The sequence below is a fragment of the Mesocryomonas lacus genome (assembly GCF_055730135.2).
On the sequence record NZ_JBUZWE020000011.1, the window covers coordinates 178469 to 202811 of the forward strand.

A 24343-nucleotide genomic window follows, 5' to 3' on the forward strand; every position below is an offset into this window, starting at 1 on the left:
GCCGGTTCTTCTATCGGTTGATCGACGGCATCGGCCTACGGGTCTGAACGCGTCCCGCGGGCGTCAAAGCCCGCGTCTTCACCCGATAGGCCCTGCCGGCGCGCCGGCTCTCCAGGATATTTCCATGACCGCCAAACCCCGCACCCTCTATGACAAGATCTGGGACGACCACCTCGTCGACGAGCGCGACGGCAGCGCGCTGATCTACATCGACCGCCATCTCGTGCACGAGGTGACGAGCCCGCAGGCCTTCGAGGGCCTGCGCATGACCGGGCGCAAGGTCCGCCATCCCGAGAAGACGCTGGCCGTGGTCGACCACAACGTCTCGACCGCCCCCGACCGCTCGCTCGGCATCAAGAACCCCGAGAGCCGGCTGCAGGTCGAGACGCTGGCGATGAACACCGAGGCCTTCGGGATCGAGTATTACGCGCAGACCGACAGGCGGCAGGGCATTGTCCACATCATCGGTCCCGAGCAAGGTTTTACGCTGCCCGGCATGACCATCGTCTGCGGCGACAGCCATACCTCGACGCACGGCGCTTTCGGGGCGCTGGCGCATGGCATCGGTACGTCCGAGGTGGAGCACGTGCTGGCCACCCAGACGCTGATCCAGGCGAAGGCGAAGAACATGCAGGTGGTCGTCGACGGCGTGCTGCCGCCCGGCGTCACGGCCAAGGACATCATCCTCGCCATCATCGGCCAGATCGGCACCGCCGGCGGCACCGGCTACGTCATCGAATATGCCGGCGAGGCGATCCGCGCGCTGTCGATGGAAGGGCGGATGACCATCTGCAACATGTCGATCGAGGCGGGCGCCCGCGCCGGCCTGATCGCGCCGGACCAGACGACGTTCGACTACGTGGAAGGCCGTCCGCGCGCGCCGAAGGGCGAGAACTGGACGAAGGCCGTGGAGTACTGGAAGACGCTCGCGAGCGACGAGGGCGCGCATTTCGATGCCGTCGTCCGTCTCGATGCGGCGAACCTGCCGCCGATCGTCTCCTGGGGCTCCTCGCCCGAGGACGTCGTCAGCGTCGATGGCGTGGTGCCCGATCCCGAGGCCATCGAGGACGAGAACAAGCGCGCCTCCAAGCACCGCGCGCTGGAGTATATGGGCCTGACGCCCGGCACGAAGATGACCGACATCGCCGTCGACCGCGTCTTCATCGGTTCCTGCACCAATGGCCGCATCGAGGACTTGCGGGCCGTCGCCGGCATCGTCGAGGGCCGCACCGTGGCCTCGACCGTCTCGGCGATGATCGTGCCGGGCTCGGGCCTCGTGAAGGAGCAAGCGGAGAAGGAAGGTCTCGACCGGATCTTCATCGCCGCCGGCTTCGACTGGCGCGAGCCGGGCTGCTCGATGTGCCTCGGGATGAACGAGGACCGCCTCTCGCCGGAGGAGCGCTGCGCCTCGACCTCGAACCGCAACTTCGAGGGCCGCCAGGGCTTCAAGGGCCGCACCCACCTCGTCTCGCCCGCCATGGCGGCGGCGGCGGCGATCGCCGGTCACTTCGTCGACGTGCGCGGCTGGAAGTAGCCGATCCCGGTGGTGGCGCACCAGCGCCGCCGCCCCTGACGGCCTTTACGGCGGCGCACCAGCGCCGCCACCTCTTACGGCCTCTACGGCGGCGCCAGCGCCGCCACCTTTCCGGCGCTGCTTCGATGCGGCCGATCGACGCTTCGCGCTTGACCCTCAAGGCGATCCGGGCGAGATCGCTCGCATGGAAACCTTGCCGCTCCCGGACATCGACATCCAGCTCCTCCGCCTGAAGGATGCGCGCGATCTCGCGCCACTGCTCGCGGACTATGTGCAGGCGGTGTTTCGCGGCGCGCCCGGCGCGCCCGACAAGGTCTATGCCGAGCAGCTGCTGCAGGACCGGACGGCGGAGATTCTCGGCGCGCGGCTCGACGGCGAGCTCGTCGGCTTTCTCGTGTTCTACGACCTGCCGGACCCCTGGACCGGCATGCGCTCCGGCCTTGCCGACCACATCTTCGTCCACCACAAGCACCGCCGGAAGGGCATCGCCAAGGCGATGGTCGATCTCCTCGCCGAGGCCTCGGACACCCGCGGCTGGTCGAAGCTCGTGCTGCACGCGCCGCGCAACCCGGAAAACGGCCGCCAGCTCTACGAACGCATCGCCGAGCCGGCGGACTGGTCGAGCTACGTCATCCGCTTCGACGACCGCTGACGGCCGGCGCCGGCAGGCGACATCTTGACGCCCTCCCAGACGGGAAGGCAGCCCAAAGGCGGGTAAATCGATTCAGGTCGATACCGCCGGCATTCTTGATTAGAATGGCTCTTGCTTTCGCAAGTGCGATACGCCTTTTACGACCTATACATTACCGGCGCCCGGGACATTGTTTCACGTGAGACACCGACGGGCTACCGGACAGGAGGCAGATTTGTCCGAGTTGAAATCCGCAAGGCCGCTGTCGCCGCATCTGTCGATCTACCGGTTCCGGCCGACCATGGCGATGTCGATATTGCACCGCATCACCGGCGCCGCGCTCTATGTCGGCACGCTGCTGGTGGTCTGGTGGCTGGTCGCGGCCGCGAGCGGTCCGGAACATTTCGCCACGGCCTCCTGGTTCTTCGGCTCCTTCCTCGGCCGTCTTATCCTCTTCGGCTACAGCTGGGCGCTGCTGCAGCACATGGCCGGCGGCATCCGCCACTTCATCTGGGATACCGGCCACGGTCTCGACAAGGAAACCTCGACCAAGCTCGCGCTGGCGACGCTCGGTTTCTCCCTCGTCCTCACCGCGATCCTCTGGATCGCCGTCATCGTTATCTGAGGGGTACACCGATGAAAATGCGCACCGATCTCGGCCGCGTCCGCGGCCTCGGCTCCGCCAAGGAAGGCACCGGGCATTTCTTCACCCAGCGCCTGACCGGCATCGCCAACCTCTTCCTCATCACCGCTTTCGTCATCTTGCTGATCGCCTTGCACAACGGCACCTATGCCGACGTGCGCATCGCCTTCACCAACCCGCTGGTCGGGCTGATCATGGCGCTGGTCGTCGTCTCCGGTGCCGTGCACATGCGCATCGGCATGCAGGTGATCATCGAGGACTACGTGCATGGCGGCTTGCGCGTCATTCTGCAGATCCTCAACACCTTCTTCGCGATCCTCGTGGCGGCCGCCAGCCTGTTCGCGATCGTCAAGCTGAGCTTTGGAGCCTGACCCATGGCCGAGACCCACAAGAACGCCCCCGCCCCAGAAGGCCAGCCGCACCGCGGTGCCGGCCCAGGCATCAACGGTAAGGCCTACACCTTCACCGACCACAGCTTCGACGTCGTCGTCGTCGGCGCCGGTGGCGCGGGCCTGCGCGCGACACTCGGCGCCGCCCAAGCCGGGCTGAAGACTGCTTGCATCACCAAGGTGTTCCCGACCCGCTCGCACACCGTCGCGGCCCAGGGCGGAGTCGCCGCCTCGCTCGGCAACATGGGCGCCGACAACTGGCGCTGGCACATGTACGACACCGTCAAGGGCTCGGACTGGCTGGGCGACCAGGACGCGATCGAATACTTGGTGCGGGAAGCGCCGAAGGCGGTCTACGAGCTCGAGCATTTCGGCGTGCCGTTCTCGCGCACCGAAGACGGCAAGATCTACCAGCGGCCTTTCGGCGGCATGACCACCGATTTCGGCAACGGCCCGCCGGCCCAGCGCACCTGCGCTGCCGCCGACCGGACCGGCCACGCGATCCTCCACACGCTTTACGGCCAGTCGCTGCGCTATTCCTCGGAATTCTTCATCGAGTATTTTGCGATCGACCTGATCATGGACGAGGAAGGCGCCTGCGTCGGCGTCGTCGCGCTCTGCCTCGACGACGGCACGCTGCACCGCTTCCGCGCCAAGAAGACGATCCTCGCCACCGGCGGCTACGGCCGCGCCTACTTCTCGGCGACCTCCGCCCATACGTGCACCGGCGACGGCAACGCCATGGTGCTGCGCGCCGGCCTGCCGCTGCAGGACATGGAGTTCGTGCAGTTCCACCCGACCGGCATCTACGGCGCCGGCTGCCTGATCACCGAGGGCGCACGCGGCGAGGGCGGCTACCTCACCAATTCCGAAGGCGAGCGCTTCATGGAGCGCTACGCCCCCTCCGCCAAGGACCTTGCCTCGCGCGACGTCGTCTCCCGCTCGATGACGATGGAAATCCGCGACGGCCGCGGCGTCGGCAAGAACAAGGACCACATCTTCCTGCATCTCGACCATCTCGATCCGAAGATCCTGCACGAGCGCCTGCCGGGCATCTCGGAATCGGCACGGATCTTCGCCGGTGTCGACGTCACCAAGGAGCCGATCCCGGTGCTGCCGACCGTCCACTACAACATGGGCGGCATCCCGACGAACTATCACGGCGAGGTCCTGACTAAGAAGGACGGCAATGCCGATACCGTGGTGCAGGGCCTGATGGCGGTGGGCGAGGCGGCTTGCGTCTCGGTGCACGGCGCCAACCGGCTCGGCTCCAATTCGCTGATCGACCTCGTGGTGTTCGGCCGCGCGGCGGGCCTGCGCTGCGCCGAGACCGTGCAGGCCGGCGCCTCCCAGGCGCCGCTGCCGGCCAATGCCGGCGAGAACTCGCTCGCCCGGCTCGACCGCTTCCGCTACGCCAAGGGCTCGACCTCGACGGCGGACCTCCGCGACGAGATGCAGCGCACGATGCAGTCGAACTGCGCCGTGTTCCGCACCGGCGAGATCCTCGAAGAGGGCCACCAGAAGATCCACCAGGTCTGGAATGCCTCCGACGACGTCAAGATCACCGACCGCTCGCTGATCTGGAACACCGACCTCATCGAGACCATGGAATACGACAACCTGATCAGCCAGGCGGTCGTCACCATGGACTCGGCCCTTGCCCGCCAGGAATCGCGCGGCGCCCATGCCCGCGAGGATTTCCCGGACCGCGACGACGCCAACTGGATGAAGCACACGCTGTCGTTCTGCGACACCGAGGCGAAGACCGTCTCGCTGGAAGACCGGCCGGTGCATACCTACACGATGTCGAACGAGATCGAGTACATCCAGCCGAAGAAGCGGGTTTACTAAGCGCCCAGCCAAGGGCAGCACAGGACGGGTGAAAAGTGCGGGGCGATTGTACACAATGATTGTGTGCAATCGCCCTTTGCGTTTCAGGCCTTACGGGACCGCGTCGAACAGCACGCGGTTGACGGTCACACGGTTCGGCTCGTCGCCCTTGCCGCGGATGATGGCGTAGATCACGTCCTTCTGCGACCGGTCCCAGGCAATGCCCTGGCCGTGGTTGTCGAGCGGGACGGTGCCGACCCAGTCGAGCACCGGACCCATTTCCGGCAGCTGCATGACATAGGCTTCCGCGGGGTCGTGGCCGGAGAGGTAGAGCTTGCCGTCCGGGCCCCACGAGCCGCCGGAGTTCGACATGTCCTCGAACTTCTCGACGACGGCCTCGGGGATCGTCCACTGCTCCACCGGCTGCCAGTCGGCGTCGAAGCGGACGATCTGGGTGTTGTACTTGTTGCCGTAGGCGATCGGGCTCTTGTCGAAGACGCGGTTGTAGTTGGCAAAGCCGCCGTACCATTGGCCATCCGGTCCCTTGTCGACCCAGGTGAACGAGCCGATCTGGATGCCGAAGGAATGGGTCGCGACGTGGGTCAAGGTCGCGGCGTCGAAGATCTCGAGCGAACTCGCCATCGGCCATTCCGGATAGTTGGAATGGGCGAGGTAGATCCGGCCGTCGACCACCGCTGCGCTGTCGAAATGCTGGATCGGGCCGCCTTTCGGTCGTTCCCAGGTCTTCACCAGCTTCTGCGTCCGCTTGTCGTATTTGGCGATCGTGCGGTTGTCGATCGCATAGAAGAAGTCGGCGTCGACGGCGACCGCCTGGTTGGCTTCCGGCACGGCGTAGGAGGCGATGCTTTCCGAACGCATCTGCGGCGGTTCGTCGGCGGCGAAGGCCGTGCCGGTGAGGGCGACAAGGCCGACACAGGCAAGGGTGCGAAGGCAAGCGGGGGTCATGTCGGCACTCCGGGGCGGGATCGGTAAGCCTGACTGTCTAGGCCTACGCGATGAAGCGCCCGTGACAGGCAGCGCGGTATGCCGCAGTCTTCAGGGCGCGGGACCTATACGTGGGACCTCGCCAAGCCGCTGCCATGGCGCTAGGTCTCGTGACGGGACACCGGCCAAACGGCTCTTCAAGCAGCCGACGATATCCTTGGGAGAATTTCATGCCTTCATTCATCCGCGCCGGACTGCCGGCCCTCTTCGCGCTCGGGCTGGCCATGCCGGCCCTGGCGCAGACCGCTCCGACGGCACCGATGGCGCCAGCCGCCGCGCCCGCGACCCCCGGCGCCGCGCCGGTGACCCCAGGCGCTGCGGCGGCGACACCAGGCGCTGCGCCAGCGACTCCAGGCGCCGCGCCGGCAAAGCAGTTCGAGATCCCGCGGGCGGGCGACAAAGCGACGCAGATCGAGCTGATCACCGGGCTGTGCGGCATCCAGATGAAGGAGATGTCGAAGGAGGCCTGCCACTGCCTCGCCGAGCAGACGCTGACCGGACTGTCCGATCCGCAGCGCGACTATCTCATCGCCACCGTCGTCGCGCCGCCGGTCGCCGACCGCATGCTGGCGGATGGCCGCGTCGGCCAGCCGGACCAGGGCGTGATCTTCGACTTTATCAGCAAGACGGCCGATTCCTGCGCCACCGGCAAGTTCGTCGCCAAGCCGGATGCGGCCGCCAAGCCCGCGATGCCGGCGGCGCCAGCCGTGCCGATGACGCCGGCAACCCCGGCCGTCCCCGTCAAACCCGCGCCGTAACGGGGAGGCAATCGGCCGCCCCCGATTAAATCGGTTCGCACGCGGATCGCGCCATGGGCTCCGGAAAAGCCCATGGCCGTAAGGGCCTTACAGCGGATTCCTCGCTGGTGTTTTGCAGTGCACGCTCTTATATCTGCATCGATTCCAAACTGGCACCGGATCCCGTCATGGTCGAGCTCACCCTCCCGAAGAATTCCCGGATCTCCAAGGGCAAGGTCTGGCCGAAACCGGAAGGGACGAAGAACGTCCGCGAGTTCGGCATCTACCGCTGGTCGCCCGACGACGGCGAGAACCCGCGGCTCGATACGTTCTACGTCGATCTCGACGATTGCGGCCCGATGGTGCTCGACGCGCTCTTGTGGATCAAGAACAAGGTCGACTCGACGCTGACGCTGCGCCGCTCCTGCCGCGAGGGCATTTGCGGCTCCTGCGCCATGAACATCGACGGCTCCAACACGCTCGCCTGCACCAAGGGCATGGACGAGGTGAAGGGCGCCATCAAGGTCTACCCGCTGCCGCACATGCCGGTGATCAAGGACCTCGTGCCGGATCTCTCGGTGCCCTATGCCCAGCTGCGCTCTATCGAGCCCTGGCTGCAGACCGAGACGCCGGAGCCGGAGAAGGAGTGGAAGCAGAGCCACGACGACCGCGCCAAGCTCGACGGTCTCTACGAGTGCATCCTCTGCTTCTGCTGCCAGACCTCGTGCCCGTCCTACTGGTGGAACGGCGAGCGCTATCTCGGCCCGGCCGTGCTGCTGCAGGCCTATCGCTGGCTGATCGACAGCCGCGACGAGGCGACGGGCGCCCGGCTCGACGAGCTGGAGGACCCGTTCCGGCTCTACCGCTGCCACACCATCATGAACTGCACGCAGTCCTGCCCGAAGGGGCTGAACCCGGCGAAGGCCATCGCCGAGATCAAGAAGATGATGGTCGAGCGCCGCGTCTGATCGCCGCGGCGAGCGTCCCGTTCCCGAGGGAGAGCGGGGTGCATCTGGCACGAGGGGAGGCGGCTTTGCATGGCTGGCTCCCGGGTGGGTGAGGAACCAGCAGGGGGTTGATCGGTTTAGCGGGGGAAGGCGCCCGCCATCGGCAAGACCGACGGCACTGGCGCTCAGATCCATCATCCGAGAGGACCCACCGTGGCCAAGTCTCCCACCGTCATGCTTCACCCGACCAAGAATCCGCAGAAAGAAAACGTCCGGGGCGCCATGGTCGCGCTGCTGCAGAAGCACCTTGGCACCGCGATCGACCTGTCCTACCAGGCCAAGCAGGCGCACTGGAACGTGAAGGGCATGAACTTCATCGCCGTACACAAGCTGTTCGACGAACAGCATGAGGCGGTCGAAGCCTATGTCGACCTCATCGCCGAGCGCCTCACCGGCATGGGCGGCCAGGCCCAGGGCACCGTGCAGGCTGCAGCCGGCAACACGATCCTGCCGCCCTATGCGCTGGACATCGTGAAGTCGGAAGATCACCTGCGTCGCCTGTCGGATTCCTACGCTGCCTGGAGCGCGGCGCTGCAGGAAGGCATCAGCGAGGCAGACGAGGCCGGCGACGACCTGACCGCCGACCTCCTCACTGAGATTGGCCGCGGCATCAACACGGGGCTCTACTTCCTGGAAAGCCACTTCCAGGTCGAGGATGCCGGTCATTCGACCTGAGGCTTTCGGCAGTCTAGCTTTGAGAGGGCGGCGCGACAGCGTCGCCCTTTCTGCGTTTGAGGGGGATGCGATGACCGGCAGCAGGGGCGTATGACGCGAATTGTTCTCGTCGGCTGTGGCCATGCCCATCTCGCTGTCCTTGGCTACGCAAAGGCCTTCAGGGCGCTTGGGATCGAGCTGGTGCTGATCGATCCCGGCCGGTTCTGGTACTCCGGCCGCGGCAGCGGCATCCTCGGCGGGCGTTTCGACGCGGAAGCCGCGAGCCTCGATCCTTTCCGCCTGGCAAAGGCTTGTGGGGCGGACCTCATCGCGGACCGCGTCGTCGGGCTCGATCGTGCGGCCCGGACGTTGCTTCTAGCGGCCTCTCCGCCCGTCCCCTACGACTTCGTTTCCTTCGCCATCGGCAGCACGGTCCGTAAACCCCAGCCCTTCGAGGGCGTCGCCACTGCCGCAGTGAAGCCGATCGGCGGCCTGCCGGCGTTGCGCGAGGAGATTGCGGCAACATCAGGTGCGTCGCGGGTGCTCATGGTGGGCGGGGGCGCGACCGGCTGCGAGATCGCCGGCAACCTTCTCCACCTCGCCGCCACCCGTGGGATCAGGCTGTCGGTGACGCTGGTCACGGCAGAGGCGAGCCTCCTGCCGCAGGCGCCAGGCTTTCTCGGTCGGGCGGCGCTGGCGAGCCTCGAGAGGCGGGGGGCCGTCGTCCATCGCGGCAGCGCCGTCGCAGAGGCGTCGGCGGGATCGCTGCGCCTTGCTTCGGGCGTGGTGCTCGGCTTCGATCGGCTGATCCTGGCGACAGGGCTCGTCGCGCATCCTCTGACGGGAATGCTGGGCCTTCCCGTGGGCGATGGCCTTCTGGTCGAACCGACGCTGCAGTCGGTCGGCGACCCCCGAATTTTTGCCGCCGGTGACTGTGCCGGGATCGTCGGCTGTCCCTTGCCGAAGCTCGGCGTCTACGGCGTGCGCGCCGGGGCCGTGCTGGCGGAAAACCTCCTCGCCGCCGCCGAAGGCAAGGCGCTCTCGCGCTACCGGCCGCAGCGACGGGCGCTGTCGATCGTCGATCTGGCGGACGGCCAGGGGCTGGCGATGCGGGGTGGCCTCGGATGGCGCGGACGGTCTGCGCTGTCGCTGAAGCACTGGCTGGACCAGCGCTTCCTCGACCGCTACCGCCGGCTCTACGAAAGCGCGAGCCCGACGTAAAAAGCCTCAGCATGAAAAAGGCCCGACCGTCGCCGGCCGGGCCTTTGTGTCTGACGTGAGAGCAGGGCGCCTCAGATGGTCTGGCCGGTCTTCTTCCAGTCGGCGACGAAGGTCTCGAGGCCCTTGTCGGTCAGCGGATGCTTGACCAGCGCCTTCAGCGTCGAGGTCGGCACGGTCGCGACGTCGGCACCGATCAGCGCGGCTTCGCGGACATGGTTCAGCGTCCGGATCGAGGCGGCGAGGATCTGCGTGTCGAAGTCGTAATTGTCGAAGATGCGCCGGATGTCGGCGATCAGCTCCATGCCGTTGATGTTGATGTCGTCGAGCCGGCCGATGAACGGCGAGACGTAGGTCGCACCGGCCTTGGCTGCGAGCAGCGCCTGAGTGGCGGAGAAGCAGAGCGTGACGTTGGTCTCAAAACCTTCGTCGGTCAGGTGCTTGCAGGCCTTCAGGCCGTCGAGCGTCAGCGGCAGCTTGATGCAGACATTGTTGGCGATGCCCGCGAGGATCTTGCCTTCGCGGATCATTTCGTCGGCGGTGAGGGCCGATACCTCGGCGGAAACCGGCCCGTCGACGGCGTCGCAGATCTCGGCGATGAGGTCCATCATCGGCCGACCGGCCTTCAGCACCAAAGAGGGGTTGGTGGTCACGCCATCGATCAGGCCAGCTTCGTTCATTTCCCGGATTTCGCCGATGTCGGCCGTGTCCACGAAGAATTTCATCGCTTTTGTCCTTCCTTGCGCCGGCGGTGCCCCGCCTCTGGCGTGGTGATATCGCAACTCGGGGACCGGGTCACCACGTAAGGCTTTCCATTGCCCGGCTTCCGGCCCGTGGGCCCGCCCATGGCCAGCGCCTGCTACCGCCTTCGGCGCGACCCGTCTATGTCAGAACCCCACCCAGCCGAATCGGATCCATGTCCCGAGTGAGTTCCCCCCTGACCGGCCAGCTGTTTGACATCCGGTCGGTGCCGGTTCTGGTGCCGCTGCCGACGCCGCGGCCCTATTCCTACGCCGTGCCGGAGGGAATGCTGGTGGTGCCGGGCTCGATCGTGCAGGTGCCGCTCGGGCCGCGGCAGGTCGCCGGGATCGTCTGGGACGACGCGCCAGATTCGTCGACCCTCGACCCCGGCAAGCTCAGGGCGATCACCCACGTCTTCGACTGCCCGCCGCTCGATGCCGCCATGCGCCAGTTCATCGACTGGGTGGCGGACTACACGCTGTCACCGCCGGGGCTGGTGGCACGCATGGCGCTGCGGGCGCCGGCGGCCTTCGACCCGGAGCCGTGGATCGAGGGCATGGCCCTGACCGGCACCGTGCCGGAGCGGATGACCGGCGCCCGCCAGCGGGTGCTGGATGCGGCCGGGGACGCGCCGGCCTGGTCGCGCTCAGGGCTTGCGCATGCCGCCGGCGTCTCGGTCTCGGTCGTCGAGGGGCTGATGAAGCTCGGGGCGTTCGAAACCGTCCGACTGCCGCCGCCCCCGGCGGTGGCCGAACCGGACCTTGGCTTCGGCCGTGCCGATCTCGGCGGCGACCAGATTGAGGCGGCCAGGACGCTGGTCGAGACCGTCAAGGCAGGCGGCTTCTCCGCCACGCTGCTCGAGGGCGTCACCGGCTCGGGCAAGACCGAGGTCTATTTCGAGGCGGTGGCCGAGGCGTTGGCGGCGGGGCGGCAGGTGCTGATTCTCCTGCCCGAGATCGCGCTGACGCAGAGCTTCATCGACCGCTTCCACGCCCGTTTCGGCGCGCCGCCGGCGGAATGGCATTCCGACGTCACCCCGCGCATGCGCGAAAAGGTCTGGCGGCAGGTGGCGGAGGGCCGGGTGAAGGTGGTGGCGGGGGCGCGCTCGTCGCTGTTCCTGCCGTTCCAGGATCTTGGGCTCGTCATCGTCGACGAGGAGCACGACCCCGCCTACAAGCAGGAGGAGCGCACCTTCTACCACGCCCGCGACATGGCGGTGGTGCGCGCCTCGATCGGCAAGTTCCCGGTGATCCTCGCCTCGGCGACGCCCTCGATCGAGAGCCGGGTGAACGCGGCGACGCAGCGCTACGGCCATGTCGTGCTGTCGGCCCGCTACCGCGAGGCGGCGCTGCCGACGCTGCAGCTCGTCGACATGAAGCGCCATCCGCCGGCGCGGGGCCGCTTCGTCTCGCCGGTGCTGCTGAAGGCGATCGAGGAGACCGTGGCACGCGGCGAGCAGGCGCTGCTCTTCCTCAACCGGCGGGGTTATGCGCCGCTGACGCTCTGCCGCGCCTGCGGCCACCGCTTCCAGTGCCCGGACTGCTCGACCTGGCTGGTCGACCACCGGCTGCGCGGGCAGCTGCAATGCCATCACTGCGGCTTCACCCGGCCGCGGCCGGAATCCTGTCCGGAATGCGGCGTGTTCGACCATCTCGTGCCTTGCGGCCCGGGCGTCGAGCGGATCGCGGAAGAAATGCTCGGCGCCTTTCCGGACGCGCGCACCATCCTCCTCTCCTCCGACCTTGCCGGCGGCCCGCGGCGGCTGCGGAGAGAGCTCGATGCCATTGCGGAAGGGGAGGCGGACATCATCATCGGCACGCAGCTCGTCGCCAAGGGGCATCATTTTCCGCTGATGACACTGGTGGGCGCCGTCGACGCCGATCTCGGCCTCGCCAATGGCGATCCGCGCGCCGCCGAGCGGACCTTCCAGCTGTTGCACCAGGTGACCGGACGGGCCGGGCGGAGCGGGCGGGCGAGCCGCGGGCTGATCCAGACCTATCAGCCGGAGCACCCGGTGATGCAGGCGATCGCCTCGGGCACCGCCGAGCGCTTCTACGACCGCGAGATCGGCGAGCGCGAGCGGGCGGGCTTGCCGCCTTTCGGCCGGCTGGCGAGCGTCATCATCTCCGCCGAGACGCGCAAGGCTGCCGAGGATCATGGCCGAGAGCTGCGGCGCGCCGCGCCCGAGGATGATTCGATCGAGGTGCTGGGCCCTGCCGAGGCGCCGCTCGCGGTGCTGCGCGGCCGCCACCGCTTCCGGCTGCTGTTGCAAGGCGGGCGCCGCGCACCGTTGCAGGACTATCTCCGGGCGATGATCGAGCGGGCGCCGAAGCCGCGGGGCACGGTGCAGGTGCAGATCGACGTCGATCCGCAGAGCTTTCTCTGAACATCGTCAACGGCGACCGGTAACCGGCGACCGGTGACCGGCGGCGATGGCGCTCGCGATGGCTCCCGTCCTTGCCGCCGCCGGCGCGAGCCGGTAGCACTCCGCTACCGCGCCGTGCCGAGGCGCCGCGTTTGCCGAGGATGTCCCAGTGGAACTCGCTTTTCCCTTGCCACAGACCAATGCCGACCTGATGACCTACGGCGTCGGCGTCTTTACTGCGCTTTTCGGCCTGTTCGCGCTGTTCGCGCCGGTGACGCTGCTGCGGGCCTTGCGGCTGACGACGCACCACGCCTACCCGGAGGCGGTGTCGGAGGCGCGCTCGACGATCGGCGGCTTCTATCTCGGCATTGGGCTGATGGTGCTGATGTTCTTCGAGCAGTGGACCATGCCGCTGATGCTCGGCGTCGCCTGGCTGTTTGCAGCCTTCGGCCGGCTGGTCTCGATCCTCTCGGACAAGGGATCGACCTTCTACAACCTCGCCTTCCTTCTGCTCGATCTCGTCCTCGCCGGCCTGCCGCTGGCGGCTGCCTTCGGCCTCGTCCAGAGCTGAGCTGGTCGCCGGCTGGGCAAAGCCCGTAGCCTCTGTCCCAAAAAGCAGCAAAACTCGGGCGCTGAGTCCGGTTCCGGCGTTGTCGATGGCAAATCGCTATGCTAGACGGTCCTTGCCTCCTTCGGGCCAGCGGCGTCAAGATGTCGCTCCGATGGAAATAATCTAACGGTTCTAAGTGTTTGGGGCGTTCTCGCTGCCGAGAATGCCCAACACGCTTGAACCCCAGGAAGAGAAACGGTCGTCCGTGGCAACATCATCCTCTCCCGTCTCGGGAGTCGCAGAACGCTACGCTCTGTCCTTGTTCGAGCTTGCTCGTGAGGAGGGTTCGATCTCGGTGGTCGAGTCCGAACTGAACGAGTTCCAAGGCCTGATCGACCAGAATGCCGACTTCCGGCGTCTGGTGAAGAGCCCGGCCTTCACTTCCGACGAACAGCTCGCCGCCATCTCCGCGATCGTCGCGGATGTGAGGGCAAGCCAGCTCACTGCCAATTTCCTGAAAGTGGTCGCCTCGAACCGCCGGCTCTTCGTGCTGCCGGGCATCGTTCGCAGCTTCCGCGCCATGGCGGCAGACGAGCGCGGCGAAGTCGAAGCGGAGGTGATCAGTGCGCATCCCCTCGGCGACGACCAGCGCCGCGAACTGTCGCAGACGCTCGGCGCCTATGCCGGCAAGACGGTGACGATGCACGAGAGCGTCGATCCGTCGATCCTCGGTGGGTTGATCGTGAAGATCGGCTCCCGCCAGATCGACACGTCGCTTCGCACCAAACTCAATTCGCTTAAGCTAGCGCTGAAAGAGGTCGGCTGATGGACATCCGCGCCGCGGAAATTTCCGCAATCCTGAAAAACCAGATCAAGAACTTCGGCAACGAGGCGGAAGTCTCGGAAGTCGGCCAGGTTCTGTCCGTCGGTGACGGTATCGCCCGCGTCTACGGCCTCGACAATTGCCAGGCCGGCGAGATGGTCGAATTCCCGGGCGGCGTGCGCGGCATGGCGCTGAACCTTGAAAGCGACAATGTCGGCGTCGTGCTCTTCGGCTCCGACCGCGACATCAAGGAAGGCGACGTCGTCAAGCGCACCGGCGCCATCGTGGACGTTCCCGTCGGCATGGGCCTGCTCGGCCGCGTCGTGGACGGTCTCGGCAACCCGATCGACGGCAAGGGCCCGATCGAGCACACCGAGCGCCGCCGCGTCGACGTCAAGGCGCCCGGCATCATGCCCCGCAAGTCCGTGCACGAGCCGATGTCGACCGGCCTCAAGGCCATCGACGCGCTGATCCCGGTCGGCCGCGGCCAGCGCGAGCTGGTCATCGGCGATCGCCAGACCGGCAAGACCGCGATCCTGCTCGACACCTTCCTGAACCAGAAGCCGGGCCACGATGCCGGCGTGGAGAAGGACAAGCTCTACTGCGTCTACGTCGCGATCGGCCAGAAGCGCTCGACCGTCGCGCAGTTCGTGCGCGTGCTCGAAGAGCGCGGCGCCATGCAGTACTCGATCGTCATCGCGGCGACCGCTTCCGACCCGGCCCCGATGCAGTACATCGCGCCGTTCGCCGGTTGCGCCATGGGCGAGTATTTTCGCGACAACGGCATGCACGCCGTGATCGGTTATGACGATCTGTCCAAGCAGGCCGTCGCCTACCGCCAGATGTCGCTGCTGCTGCGCCGTCCGCCGGGCCGCGAAGCCTATCCGGGCGACGTGTTCTACCTGCACTCGCGCCTGCTCGAGCGTGCGGCGAAGCTGAACGAAGCCAATGGCTCGGGCTCGCTCACCGCGCTGCCGGTCATCGAGACCCAGGCGAACGACGTTTCCGCCTACATCCCGACCAACGTGATCTCGATCACCGACGGCCAGATCTTCCTCGAGACCAACCTGTTCTACCAGGGCATCCGCCCGGCGGTGAACGTCGGCCTCTCCGTCAGCCGCGTCGGCTCGTCGGCGCAGATCAAGGCGATGAAGCAGGTCGCAGGTTCGATCAAGGGCGAGCTCGCGCAGTACCGCGAAATGGCGGCGTTCGCGCAGTTCGGCTCCGACCTCGACGCTTCGACCCAGCGCCTCCTGAACCGCGGCGCGCGCCTGACCGAGCTTCTGAAGCAGCAGCAGTTCTCGCCGCTGAAGACGGAAGAGCAGGTCGTGGTGATCTTCGCCGGTACCCAGGGCTATCTCGACAAGCTCAAGGTTTCCGACGTCGGTCCGTTCGAAGAGGGCCTGCTCTCCTCGATGCGCACCGAGCACAAGGCCGTTCTCGACGCCATTCGCGACGACAAGCAGATCACGGACGATACCCGTGGAAAGCTGAAGGCGGCACTCGACCAGTTCTCTAAGAGCTTCGCTTAAAGCCTCGGGAATAACGGTAAGGTAGCGGGAGACGGTTTCGGACAATGGCTTCGCTGAAAGACCTGCGTAATCGCATCGCCTCGGTCAAGGCAACGCAGAAGATCACCAAGGCCATGCAGATGGTCGCGGCGGCGAAGCTTCGCCGTGCGCAGGAGGCTGCCGAGGCTGCCCGCCCCTATTCGGAGCGGATGGCCGCGGTGCTCGCCAACATCGCCAATGCGATGGAAGGCGACGCGCCGGCCCTGATGACCGGGACGGGCAAGGAGGACACGCACCTCCTCGTCGTGTTCGCCTCCGACCGTGGTCTCGCCGGCGGCTTCAACGCGCAGATCGTGCGGCTGGTTCGCCAGCACGTCCGCGAGCTCGACGCCGAAGGCAAGACGGTCAAGATCATCGCCGTCGGCAAGAAGGGCTACGACGCGATGCGCCGTGACCTCGGCAGCCGCATCGTCGACCGGATCGAACTGCGCGACGTCAAGCAGCTCGGCTTCTCCAATGCGGAGTCGATCGGCGACAAGGTGCTCGGCATGTTCGAGGCCGGCGAGTTCGATGTCTGCACGATCTTCTTCTCCGAGTTCCAGAACGTCATCACCCAGGTTCCGACGGCGCGCCGGGTTATCCCGGCCGCGGTCGAGAAGGACGGTGCCCAGCTCACCGCCGCCGGCGGTGGCGTCTACGAATACGAACCCGATCCGGCCGACATCCTCGCCGACCTCATCCCGCGCAACATCAAGGTCCAGATCTTCCGGGCCTTGCTGGAGAACGCCGCGTCCGAGCAGGGCGCGCGCATGACGGCGATGGACAACGCGACGCGCAATGCCGGTGACATGATCAAGAAGCTGACGCTCGTCTACAACCGCCAGCGTCAGGCCAAGATCACGACCGAACTGATCGAAATCATCGCGGGCGCCGAAGCGCTCTGACGACCTTTTGACGACCTTTAAGAGAAGGATGCCATCGATGGCTGACATCACAGGACAGGCCACCGGGCGCGTCGCGCAGGTCATCGGCGCCGTCGTCGACGTTTCGTTCGACGGACCGCTGCCGGCCATTCTGAACGCGCTCGAGACCACCAACAACGGCAACCGTCTGGTGCTGGAAGTGGCCCAGCACCTCGGCGAGAACACCGTTCGCACCATCGCGATGGATCTGACCGAGGGCCTCGTGCGCGGCCAGCCCGTGACCGACACCGGCGAGCCGATCCAGGTTCCGGTCGGCGCTGGCACGCTCGGCCGCATCATGAACGTCATCGGCGAGCCGATCGACGACGCCGGCCCGATCCCGTTCGAGTCGAAGCGCGGCATCCACCAGCCGGCCCCGGCCTATGTCGACCAGTCGCCAGAGAGCCAGATCCTCGTCACCGGCATCAAGGTCATCGACCTGCTCGCGCCTTATGCCCGCGGCGGCAAGATCGGCCTGTTCGGCGGCGCCGGCGTCGGCAAGACCGTTCTGATCCAGGAATTGATCAACAACATCGCCCGCGCCCACGGCGGTTACTCGGTGTTCGCCGGCGTCGGCGAGCGCACCCGCGAGGGCAACGATCTCTACTACGAGATGATCGAGTCCGGCGTGAACAAGGACCCGGCCGAGAACAACGGCAACACCGAGGGCTCCAAGGCCGCCCTCGTCTACGGCCAGATGAACGAGCCGCCGGGCGCACGTGCCCGCGTCGCGCTGACCGGCCTCACCATCGCCGAGCATTTCCGCGACCAGGGCCAGGACGTTCTGTTCTTCGTCGACAACATCTTCCGCTTCACCCAGGCCGGCTCGGAAGTGTCGGCTCTCCTCGGCCGTATCCCGTCGGCGGTGGGTTACCAGCCGACGCTCGCGACCGACATGGGCGCGATGCAGGAGCGCATCACCACGACGACCAAGGGTTCGATCACCTCGGTGCAGGCGATCTACGTTCCCGCGGACGATCTGACCGACCCGGCGCCGGCGACCTCCTTCGCGCATCTTGATGCGACGACGGTTCTGAACCGCGCGATCTCCGAGAAGGGCATCTATCCCGCGGTGGATCCGCTGGACTCGACCTCGCGCATGCTGTCGCCGATGATCCTTGGCGAAGAGCACTACACCGTTGCCCGCCAGGTGCAGGAGACGCTGCAGCGCTACAAGTCGCTGCAGGACATCATCGCCATTCTCGGCATGGACGAGCTGTCCGAAGAGGACAAGGTTGCGGTTGCCCGCGCCCGCAAGATCGAGCGCTTCCTGTCGCAGCCCTTCTTCGTGGCGCAGGTCTTCACCGGTGCACCGGGCCAGCTGGTGCCGCTGGAAGACACGATCCGTTCGTTCAAGGGCCTCGTCAACGGCGAGTACGATCACCTGCCGGAAGCCGCCTTCTACATGGTCGGCTCGATCGACATGGCCATCGAGAAGGCCCAGCGTCTGGCGGCTGAAGCCGCCTGATGATGACGGGCAGCGCTCCGTCCGCACTGCGGATCGAGGATGCCGTAAACGAGACATGCCCCTGGTCGGGGGATCCGGTTTCGCCGGATTCCCTGACGATGTACAAGGGTGCGGTGGTCGGGTTCTGCAACACCGGCTGCCGAGACAAATTCGACAAGGCCGTCCTCGCTTTCGAGGCAGCCCTCAACAAGCAGGCTGACCATGGCTGAGAGCTTCCAGTTCGAACTCGTTTCCCCGGAGCGTCTCCTGGTGTCGGAAGTCGTCACCGCGGTTCTGGCCCCGGGCACCGATGGCTACATGACCATCATGAGCGGCCATGCGCCGGCGATGACGACGCTGAAGCCGGGCGTCGTGACCGTGACGACCGCGGGCGGCGCCGACCAGCGCTTCTACGTGCAGGGCGGCTTTGCCGACATCACCAATGATTCGATGATCCTGCTGGCCGAGCACGCGTTGCCGGTTGCCGAGCTGAACGCTGCCGACCTCGACAGCAAGATCCGCAATGCCGAGGAAGACGTCGCCGACGCCAAGACCCCGGACGCCCGCTCCAAGGCCGAGCAGCAACTCTCCGCGCTGAAGGATGCTCGGTCGGCGCTCGGTATGTAGGCTTCGCGCCTTCTCAATGACGAAAGCCGGCGCGAGCCGGCTTTTTTTATGTCTGGGGCCGAGATGGCCGGCCAACGGGAAGGACGAGCGCTCGGCGCTCGCTATTCGCCTACACCAGCTCGAAATTGCGAAAACCCGCCACGACCTGATCGTAGACACCGCGCTTGAAGGGCACCACGAGCGACAGCACCTCGTCCATCGGCTTCCACGCCCATTCGTCAAACTCGGCGGAGTGGCCGCCGGGCGGCGGGTTGATCGCGATTTCGCTCTCCTCGCCGGTGAAGCGGAAGGCGAACCATTTCTGCGTCTGGCCGCGGTAGCGGCCCTTGAGGGCGATACCGACGAGGGCGGGCGGCAAGTCGTAGTCGATCCAGCCCTCGGACTCGCCGAGCAGTTCGGCCGAGCGGATCCCGGTTTCCTCGTAGAGCTCGCGGCGCGCCGCATCGAGCGGCTCCTCGCCCTCGTCGATGCCGCCTTGCGGCATCTGCCAGAGCGCGGTGGCGCCTTCCATCTCCCCTTGGTCCTCGACCAGGCGGCGGCCGACCCAGACGTGGCCGGCAGCGTTCAGCACCATGATGCCGACGCAAGGGCGATAGGGCAGGTTGTGGAAGTCGATCGGCTTCATGTCAGCGCTCCGGCAGAGATCTCTGACCGGGTTATCGGGCGCAGGGCTGATGAGGCAAGGGGAAACCGAGCCTCATCGCCTCTCGGGGTCGACAGCGAGGGCCGAGAGCGGGACGATCCGGACGCCGCGGGTCTCGGCTTCCGCGATCCAGGCCGCGATCGCCGCGGTCGAGACGTCGAAGGCCGAGGCGATGCCGATGGCGCTGCCGTCGGCACGGGCGATGCGCTCAAGGGCGGCAAGCTGCTTCTCGACGGCACCCCGCTGCTGCACGGCGTCGAGGAGAATGCTGGCCGCGGCGAACGGCGTACCGGCTTCGCGGGCGGCGTCCTTGGCGAGACTGCGGGGCGAGCTCGCGTCGTCGAGATACATCAGGCCGCGGCGGGAGAGTTCGCCGAGCAGCCCGCTGATGGCGGCGGGATCGGCGCTGAGGCGGGCGCCCATGTAGTTCATCACGCCGACATAGTTGGTGGTGCGCCCGAGCGACCAGAGCAGCGCGTCGAAGTGACCGGCGCTGGCGTCCTCGGCGGTGACGGTATGCGGGCCGGGCGTCGTCTGGGGATAGCCGAAAGGCTCCATCGGCACCTGCAGGACCAGCTCGTGGCCGCCGCGGCGCGCATCCTGCATCCAGCGGTTAAGACTGTTGCCGGCCGCGGCAAAGCCGAAAGTGACGCCCGCGGGCAGCGTTCGGATGGCGGCCTGGGTGCCGGTCTGACTAATGCCGAGCCCGCCGACGACGAGGGCGATGCGCACGCCGACGTCGCTGCTGGGAGTGGCGGCATAGACGTCGAAGGGCCGCCGTCCGTCGGGTCCCCGCACCGGCAGGGGGCCGGCATCGCTCGGCTCGAGGAGCGCGTCGTCGGGGTTCGCCGCCATGGTCGCCGGCTGGCGCAGCGAGCCTGCCGCATCGACGGTGATCAGCTGGCCGGCCATGCCGGTTTCATCCGGCGGATAGGTGATGGTCGGCAAGGTGGGATCGGCGAGGGGTGCGGCAATGATCTTCGGCGTGCGCGGCAGCGCGATCAGCGGCGCCGGGGCGGCGGTGGCGAGGCGCTCGGCCTCGGCCGCTTGCCGCGCTTCGCGCTCGGCGAAGACGTCGACCTGGCGCAGCCGCGGCTGGGTGAGGACGGTGGCGGCCGAGGCGCCGGCGAGGAGGAGGAACCCGGCGGCGCAGAGAACCGTGCGCCGGGCAGGGCGCCTCAATGTCTTGCGCGGAGGCCTGTCGCGCCCGAGCGGCCGGTCGAGATCGTCGAACATAGCTGGACCTAGCGCGGCAAGCTGGACCGGGGCTCGCTTGGCCCCGCGGGCGGGCGGGCCGCGGGGGAGGTGGGCGGCCGGCCAGGCAAAGAAAAACCCCGGCGCCTAGAGCGCCGGGGTGGGTCTAGTCGCCGGGTGGAAGCGGGCGCTACTTGGCGGCGCGCTTGTCGCCCTTCGGCGGGAAGTTGGCGTCGGTCTTGGTGCCGCGCAGCAGCTCGTAGGCGTAGTTCAGCTGCAGGTCGTCCTTGGCCTCCGGCGGGACGTAGTCGAGCGAGCCGGAGCCCTCGGCGTTTTCCTCGTTGCCGGTGATGTGGCCGCGCAGGCCGGACTCGCCGCGCACGACCTCGTCCTCGGTGTCGAGGCCCATCTGCTTCTTGATGTCGTCCGGCAGGGGCTGGGCGACGGTGATGTCAGGGTCGATGCCGCGACCCTGGATGGAGCGGCCCGACGGCGTGTAGTAGAGCGCCGTCGTCAGGCGCAGCGCGCCGTTGGCGCCGAGCGGGATGATAGTCTGCACGGAGCCCTTGCCGAACGAGCGCGAGCCGACGACGGTGGCGCGGCGCTGATCCTGCAGCGCGCCGGCGACGATCTCGGACGCCGAGGCGGAACCGCCATTGACGAGAACGACCAGCGGCTTGCCCTTGATGTCGTCACCGCCGCGCGCGTTGTAGCGGCGGGTTTCCTCCGCGTTGCGGCCGCGGGTGGAGACGATCTCGCCATTCTCGAGGAAGGCGTCGGAGACGCTGACCGCCTCGTCGAGCAGGCCGCCCGGGTTGCGGCGCAGGTCGAGCACGAAGCCCTTCAGCTTGTCGGCGGGGATCTTCGCCTCGATGTCGGCGATCGCCTCTTCCATGCCGACCGTGGTCTGCTCGTTGAACTTCAGGAGCTTGATGTAGCCAACGTCGTTCTCGACGGTGTGGCGGACCGAGGGAACCTTGATCTCGTCACGCTTGATCGACAGGCGGACGGGCTTGGCCGCGCCTTCGCGCACGATGGTGAGGGCGACGGAGGTGCCGATATCGCCCTTCATCTTCTCGACCGCCTGGGCGAGCGTCAGGCCGCGCACCTGCTCGCCGTTGATCTCGGCGATCAGGTCGCCCGCAAGAACGCCGGCCTTGTCGGCGGGCGTGCCCTCGAACGGCGAGACGACCTTGACCAGCTCGTTCTCCATGGTGACCTCGATGCCGAGGCCGCCGAACTGGCCGCGCGTCTCGGTGCGCATGTCAGCCGCTTCCTTGGCGTTCATGTAGCTCGAATGCGGGTCGAGCTGGGTCAGCATGCCGTTGATGGCGGTCTCGATCAGCTTCTGGTCGTCGGGAACGTCGACATACTGGGCGCGGACGCGCTCGAACACGTCACCGAAGATCGCCAGCTGGCGATAGGTATCCGAGCCCGCCGCATTGGCGACACCCGACTGCTGGCCGACGAACACGGTCATCGCGGTCGCACCCATGAGCGCGCCGGCGAAGAGTATCGAGAGCTTACGAATCATTCCTCGTCCTTCCAGAAGGTCCCACCGTCCACCAAGGAGTCGGATCGACCGGTTTCCCGTTCTTGCGAAATTCCACATAGAGCGCCGGCTCTTCTGCGCCGAACTCCGCTCCGGCCGCACTGGCCAGTCTTCGCGCACCCATGACCGCGACGGGCTCTCCCGATAGCACGAATTGGCCGACTTCGACGTCGATCTCGTTCATGCCCGCAAGGACAACATGATAGCCATCGCCAGCGTCAAGTATCAAGAGCTGTCCATAGGACCGGAAGGGTCCGGAATAGAGCACGCGGCCATCCGCAGGGGCAGTTACGAGGTCACCCGGACGCGCCGAGAAGGAGACCCCCGACGAAGGCCGTCCGATGCCGTCGCTGCCGCCATAGGCCACCTGCAGGGCACCGGATACAGGTGCTGTCAGACGGCCTTTCATTGTCGAAAATGCGGCGACCGGTTCGATGTGCGCCATGTCACGGCGAAGTGACGCTATGTCATAGCTCTTCTCGGCTTCCGGCATGGAAGTCGGCGTCTGTTCGGCCACGGCAGGAGCCGGCGGGGTAGCGGCTGGCTGGTCCGGCTGGGCGGGTCCGTCGGTCTCGGGGACGGCGCGGGCGGCTTCGCGCACGGCCCTCTCGCGCTCCACCTCGGCGATGCGGGCGGCCTCCGCCTCAGCGGCGCGCTTGGCGGCCGCCACCTTCTGGGCCGCCGCCTCCGCCGCGCGGGCGCTCGCCGTCTCGTTCTCCAGCGAGGCGATCAGTTCCTGCAGGCTGTTCGCCTTGGCGGCCAGCTCGGCCGCATGGGCGCGTTCGGCCTCGCGCCGGCTGCGGTTGTCGGTTTCCAGCCGCTGCTTCTCCTCGAACAGTCGGGCGAGCCGCGCCTCTTCTTCCTTCTGCCGGGTGCGGCCATCGACGAAGCGCTGCTTCTCGGTGGCGATGTCGCGCTTGACGGCGGCCAGCTGCTTCAGGTCGCCGGCAAGCTTCTCGGTCTCCTTGCGGATGCCCGGCACGACGGCGCCGAGGAGGATCGCGCTGCGCACGGAGCCCAGCGCATCGTCCGGCTTGACCAGCAGCGCCGGCGGCGGCTTGCGGCCCATCCGCTCCAGCGCGCCGAGGACTTCCGCCAGAAGGCCGCGGCGCTCGCGCAGCGAGGCTTTGAGGCTCGCCTCGTCGCCGGCCAGGGCGTCGATGCGCTTCTCAGTGGCGGCGATTTCCTTCTCGATCGCTTGCTGCTCAGCTGCGGCGGCGATCATGGCGTCGCGGATCCGGCCGCGGTCCTCCGCCAGGGCGGCGATCTCGGCGTCGAGCGACTGCACGCTCTGCTCGCTCAGCTGGATGCTGTTGGAAATGCCGGCGAGCTCCTCGGCATTGCGCTTGCGCTCGCCTTCGAGGATCAGCACGCGGCTGATGCTGCCGACGATGTCGCCCGTCGGCGCCGGCGGCTCGCTCTCGGCAAGGCTCAGCCCCGGCGCGACCAGCGTCAGGCAAAGCGCCGCGGCGGCCAGAAGCCGGCGGGATGCATGCGGTCGCCTGTCGTGTGCGGCTTTGGCCTGCAAGAGCGTCCTTGATCGCCTGAGAGACTGCGTGGACCGGCACGGCCGGGGTCGGCATCCTCGACCTTTCGGCCAGAGGACGCGGCACGATAGCGCCGCCTCCTTAACAATGCATCAACCATGGCGAGGTCGCCCTGTCCGTGCAGAGGCTCACCCCCGACCACGGCAAGGTCGTGGCGGACAAACGTCTCAACGCGAATAAATGCCAGGCTATCAATTTCTGCCAAGCGTTGTTGCCGATATGTCGCGGGAATGGCGGACCGGATCAGGACCGGTGGTAGGGGTGTCCGGCGAGGATCGTCGTGGCGCGGTAGATCTGCTCGGCGAGGAGCATGCGCGCGATCTGGTGTGGCCAGGTCATCCGGCCGAGCGACAGGACGAGCCGCGCGCGGCCGCGCAAGTCGGGGTCGAGCCCGTCCGGTCCGCCGATCAGAAGGGCTATATCGCGGATCCCCTCGTCCCGCAGCCGTCCGAGTTCGGCCGCGAACTCTTCCGACGACAGCGCCTTGCCGGTCTCGTCGAGCGCGATCAGGACGGTCTTGTCGGGCAAGGGCGCGATAAGCCGAGCGGCCTCGTCGCGCTTGCGCTCGGCGACCCCTGCGGCCCGCGATTCCGCATGCTCGCCAAGGCCGGCATAGTCGAGCCCCAGCGGCGCGCCGCTCTTGGCGAGGCGCTCGAGATAACGGTTCGCGAGTTCGCGTTCCGGTCCGGATTTCATCCGGCCGATCGCCGCGATCGTCAGGCGCACGGCAGCA

General features: G+C 67.1%; 24 protein-coding genes. 17 read left to right on the plus strand and 7 right to left on the minus strand.

All coding sequences use genetic code 11. The annotated features are described in order from the left end of the window. The first annotated feature begins 124 nt into the window (after nucleotides 1–124). From leuC to sdhA, 5 genes are all read left to right on the plus strand, one after another. A complete protein-coding gene (gene leuC / locus ACZLZY_RS17900) occupies nucleotides 125–1534 on the plus strand; it encodes a 3-isopropylmalate dehydratase large subunit (protein WP_472935561.1) in 1410 nt (469 codons plus the stop codon). 184 nt (nucleotides 1535–1718) lie between these two features. After that, on the plus strand, nucleotides 1719–2186 hold the full coding sequence (locus ACZLZY_RS17905) for a GNAT family N-acetyltransferase (RefSeq protein WP_472935562.1): 468 nt from the start codon (nucleotides 1719–1721) through the stop codon (nucleotides 2184–2186). Nucleotides 2187–2400: 214 nt separating this feature from the next. Continuing rightward, the gene (gene sdhC / locus ACZLZY_RS17910) at nucleotides 2401–2790 is read left to right on the plus strand and encodes a succinate dehydrogenase, cytochrome b556 subunit (RefSeq protein WP_472935563.1); all 390 of its coding nucleotides are present in this window, start codon (nucleotides 2401–2403) and stop codon (nucleotides 2788–2790) included. A gap of 11 nt (nucleotides 2791–2801) precedes the next feature. Beyond that, nucleotides 2802–3179 carry a succinate dehydrogenase, hydrophobic membrane anchor protein gene (gene sdhD / locus ACZLZY_RS17915; protein WP_472935564.1) on the plus strand — a complete coding sequence of 126 codons (378 nt, stop codon included), beginning with the start codon at nucleotides 2802–2804 and terminating at the stop codon, nucleotides 3177–3179. Nucleotides 3180–3182: 3 nt separating this feature from the next. Next, entirely contained in the window at nucleotides 3183–5048 is a 1866-nt protein-coding gene (sdhA, locus tag ACZLZY_RS17920; RefSeq protein ID WP_472935565.1) for a succinate dehydrogenase flavoprotein subunit, read from the plus strand. A gap of 90 nt (nucleotides 5049–5138) precedes the next feature. Here the strand turns inward: sdhA and ACZLZY_RS17925 are convergent, their stop codons facing one another. Beyond that, the gene (locus ACZLZY_RS17925; RefSeq protein WP_472935566.1) at nucleotides 5139–5993 is read right to left on the minus strand and encodes a cycloisomerase; all 855 of its coding nucleotides are present in this window, start codon (nucleotides 5991–5993) and stop codon (nucleotides 5139–5141) included. A gap of 209 nt (nucleotides 5994–6202) precedes the next feature. Between ACZLZY_RS17925 and ACZLZY_RS17930 the strand changes: the two genes are divergently transcribed. From ACZLZY_RS17930 to ACZLZY_RS17945, 4 genes are all read left to right on the plus strand, one after another. After that, on the plus strand, nucleotides 6203–6790 hold the full coding sequence (locus ACZLZY_RS17930) for a hypothetical protein (RefSeq protein ID WP_472935567.1): 588 nt from the start codon (nucleotides 6203–6205) through the stop codon (nucleotides 6788–6790). A gap of 167 nt (nucleotides 6791–6957) precedes the next feature. Then, entirely contained in the window at nucleotides 6958–7737 is a 780-nt protein-coding gene (locus tag ACZLZY_RS17935) for a succinate dehydrogenase iron-sulfur subunit (RefSeq protein WP_472935568.1), read from the plus strand. A 192-nt stretch (nucleotides 7738–7929) separates the two neighbouring features. Further along, the gene (gene dps / locus ACZLZY_RS17940) at nucleotides 7930–8451 is read left to right on the plus strand and encodes a DNA starvation/stationary phase protection protein Dps (protein WP_472935569.1); all 522 of its coding nucleotides are present in this window, start codon (nucleotides 7930–7932) and stop codon (nucleotides 8449–8451) included. Nucleotides 8452–8541: 90 nt separating this feature from the next. Further along, nucleotides 8542–9651, plus strand: a complete 1110-nt coding sequence (locus ACZLZY_RS17945; protein ID WP_472935570.1) for an FAD-dependent oxidoreductase — start codon at nucleotides 8542–8544, stop codon at nucleotides 9649–9651. Between the two features lie 71 nt (nucleotides 9652–9722). Here the strand turns inward: ACZLZY_RS17945 and fsa are convergent, their stop codons facing one another. Next, nucleotides 9723–10373: a fructose-6-phosphate aldolase gene (gene fsa, locus ACZLZY_RS17950; RefSeq protein WP_472935571.1), complete on the minus strand. Its 651-nt coding sequence runs from the start codon at nucleotides 10371–10373 to the stop codon at nucleotides 9723–9725. Between the two features lie 191 nt (nucleotides 10374–10564). Here fsa and ACZLZY_RS17955 point away from each other — a divergent pair, with 191 nt between their 5' ends. From ACZLZY_RS17955 to ACZLZY_RS17990, 8 genes are all read left to right on the plus strand, one after another. Beyond that, nucleotides 10565–12775 (plus strand): primosomal protein N', encoded by a 2211-nt coding sequence (locus ACZLZY_RS17955; protein WP_472935572.1) that lies wholly within the window; start codon nucleotides 10565–10567, stop codon nucleotides 12773–12775. 148 nt (nucleotides 12776–12923) lie between these two features. Then, nucleotides 12924–13325: an AGROH133_08824 family phage infection protein gene (locus ACZLZY_RS17960; RefSeq protein WP_472935573.1), complete on the plus strand. Its 402-nt coding sequence runs from the start codon at nucleotides 12924–12926 to the stop codon at nucleotides 13323–13325. Between the two features lie 244 nt (nucleotides 13326–13569). After that, nucleotides 13570–14130 carry a F0F1 ATP synthase subunit delta gene (locus tag ACZLZY_RS17965; RefSeq protein WP_472935574.1) on the plus strand — a complete coding sequence of 187 codons (561 nt, stop codon included), beginning with the start codon at nucleotides 13570–13572 and terminating at the stop codon, nucleotides 14128–14130. Further along, nucleotides 14130–15659, plus strand: coding sequence for a F0F1 ATP synthase subunit alpha (atpA, locus tag ACZLZY_RS17970; RefSeq protein ID WP_472935575.1), 1530 nt, complete (start codon nucleotides 14130–14132; stop codon nucleotides 15657–15659). The genes ACZLZY_RS17965 and atpA overlap by 1 nt, the downstream gene beginning before the upstream one ends. Nucleotides 15660–15703: 44 nt before the next feature. Then, nucleotides 15704–16582 (plus strand): F0F1 ATP synthase subunit gamma, encoded by an 879-nt coding sequence (locus ACZLZY_RS17975; protein ID WP_472935576.1) that lies wholly within the window; start codon nucleotides 15704–15706, stop codon nucleotides 16580–16582. A gap of 28 nt (nucleotides 16583–16610) precedes the next feature. Then, entirely contained in the window at nucleotides 16611–18068 is a 1458-nt protein-coding gene (gene atpD, locus ACZLZY_RS17980; RefSeq protein WP_472935577.1) for a F0F1 ATP synthase subunit beta, read from the plus strand. A gap of 2 nt (nucleotides 18069–18070) precedes the next feature. After that, nucleotides 18071–18277, plus strand: coding sequence for a glutathione S-transferase (locus ACZLZY_RS17985; protein ID WP_472935609.1), 207 nt, complete (start codon nucleotides 18071–18073; stop codon nucleotides 18275–18277). Further along, nucleotides 18270–18674, plus strand: coding sequence for a F0F1 ATP synthase subunit epsilon (locus ACZLZY_RS17990; RefSeq protein WP_472935578.1), 405 nt, complete (start codon nucleotides 18270–18272; stop codon nucleotides 18672–18674). Before ACZLZY_RS17985 ends, ACZLZY_RS17990 begins: the two co-directional genes overlap by 8 nt. A gap of 109 nt (nucleotides 18675–18783) precedes the next feature. Here the strand turns inward: ACZLZY_RS17990 and ACZLZY_RS17995 are convergent, their stop codons facing one another. From ACZLZY_RS17995 to rlmH, 5 genes are all read right to left on the minus strand, one after another. Further along, nucleotides 18784–19299: an RNA pyrophosphohydrolase gene (locus tag ACZLZY_RS17995; protein ID WP_472935579.1), complete on the minus strand. Its 516-nt coding sequence runs from the start codon at nucleotides 19297–19299 to the stop codon at nucleotides 18784–18786. Between the two features lie 72 nt (nucleotides 19300–19371). Continuing rightward, nucleotides 19372–20553, minus strand: a complete 1182-nt coding sequence (locus tag ACZLZY_RS18000; RefSeq protein ID WP_472935580.1) for a divergent polysaccharide deacetylase family protein — start codon at nucleotides 20551–20553, stop codon at nucleotides 19372–19374. A 148-nt stretch (nucleotides 20554–20701) separates the two neighbouring features. Beyond that, on the minus strand, nucleotides 20702–22045 hold the full coding sequence (locus ACZLZY_RS18005) for a S41 family peptidase (protein WP_472935581.1): 1344 nt from the start codon (nucleotides 22043–22045) through the stop codon (nucleotides 20702–20704). Further along, complete coding sequence (locus tag ACZLZY_RS18010; RefSeq protein WP_472935582.1) at nucleotides 22035–23591, minus strand: murein hydrolase activator EnvC family protein; 1557 nt, start codon at nucleotides 23589–23591, stop codon at nucleotides 22035–22037. The genes ACZLZY_RS18005 and ACZLZY_RS18010 overlap by 11 nt, the downstream gene beginning before the upstream one ends. Nucleotides 23592–23853: 262 nt before the next feature. Next, complete coding sequence (gene rlmH, locus ACZLZY_RS18015) at nucleotides 23854–24336, minus strand: 23S rRNA (pseudouridine(1915)-N(3))-methyltransferase RlmH (protein WP_472935583.1); 483 nt, start codon at nucleotides 24334–24336, stop codon at nucleotides 23854–23856. Nucleotides 24337–24343: the final 7 nt, after the last annotated feature.

Excerpts from the sequence above, each read along its gene's own strand:
- ACZLZY_RS17975 (WP_472935576.1), top strand. The coding sequence starts at position 15,704 with ATGGCTTCGCTGAAAGACCTGCGTAATCGCATCGCCTCGGTCAAGGCA.
- ACZLZY_RS18000 (WP_472935580.1), bottom strand. The coding sequence starts at position 20,553 with ATGTTCGACGATCTCGACCGGCCGCTCGGGCGCGACAGGCCTCCGCGC.
- leuC (WP_472935561.1), top strand. The coding sequence starts at position 125 with ATGACCGCCAAACCCCGCACCCTCTATGACAAGATCTGGGACGACCAC.
- atpA (WP_472935575.1), top strand. The coding sequence starts at position 14,130 with ATGGACATCCGCGCCGCGGAAATTTCCGCAATCCTGAAAAACCAGATC.
- ACZLZY_RS17905 (WP_472935562.1), top strand. The coding sequence starts at position 1,719 with ATGGAAACCTTGCCGCTCCCGGACATCGACATCCAGCTCCTCCGCCTG.
- ACZLZY_RS17945 (WP_472935570.1), top strand. The coding sequence starts at position 8,542 with ATGACGCGAATTGTTCTCGTCGGCTGTGGCCATGCCCATCTCGCTGTC.
- sdhD (WP_472935564.1), top strand. The coding sequence starts at position 2,802 with ATGAAAATGCGCACCGATCTCGGCCGCGTCCGCGGCCTCGGCTCCGCC.
- ACZLZY_RS17935 (WP_472935568.1), top strand. The coding sequence starts at position 6,958 with ATGGTCGAGCTCACCCTCCCGAAGAATTCCCGGATCTCCAAGGGCAAG.
- atpD (WP_472935577.1), top strand. The coding sequence starts at position 16,611 with ATGCCATCGATGGCTGACATCACAGGACAGGCCACCGGGCGCGTCGCG.
- ACZLZY_RS17955 (WP_472935572.1), top strand. The coding sequence starts at position 10,565 with ATGTCCCGAGTGAGTTCCCCCCTGACCGGCCAGCTGTTTGACATCCGG.
- fsa (WP_472935571.1), bottom strand. The coding sequence starts at position 10,373 with ATGAAATTCTTCGTGGACACGGCCGACATCGGCGAAATCCGGGAAATG.
- ACZLZY_RS18005 (WP_472935581.1), bottom strand. The coding sequence starts at position 22,045 with ATGATTCGTAAGCTCTCGATACTCTTCGCCGGCGCGCTCATGGGTGCG.
- ACZLZY_RS17925 (WP_472935566.1), bottom strand. The coding sequence starts at position 5,993 with ATGACCCCCGCTTGCCTTCGCACCCTTGCCTGTGTCGGCCTTGTCGCC.
- sdhA (WP_472935565.1), top strand. The coding sequence starts at position 3,183 with ATGGCCGAGACCCACAAGAACGCCCCCGCCCCAGAAGGCCAGCCGCAC.
- ACZLZY_RS17985 (WP_472935609.1), top strand. The coding sequence starts at position 18,071 with ATGACGGGCAGCGCTCCGTCCGCACTGCGGATCGAGGATGCCGTAAAC.
- ACZLZY_RS17930 (WP_472935567.1), top strand. The coding sequence starts at position 6,203 with ATGCCTTCATTCATCCGCGCCGGACTGCCGGCCCTCTTCGCGCTCGGG.
- ACZLZY_RS17995 (WP_472935579.1), bottom strand. The coding sequence starts at position 19,299 with ATGAAGCCGATCGACTTCCACAACCTGCCCTATCGCCCTTGCGTCGGC.
- ACZLZY_RS17990 (WP_472935578.1), top strand. The coding sequence starts at position 18,270 with ATGGCTGAGAGCTTCCAGTTCGAACTCGTTTCCCCGGAGCGTCTCCTG.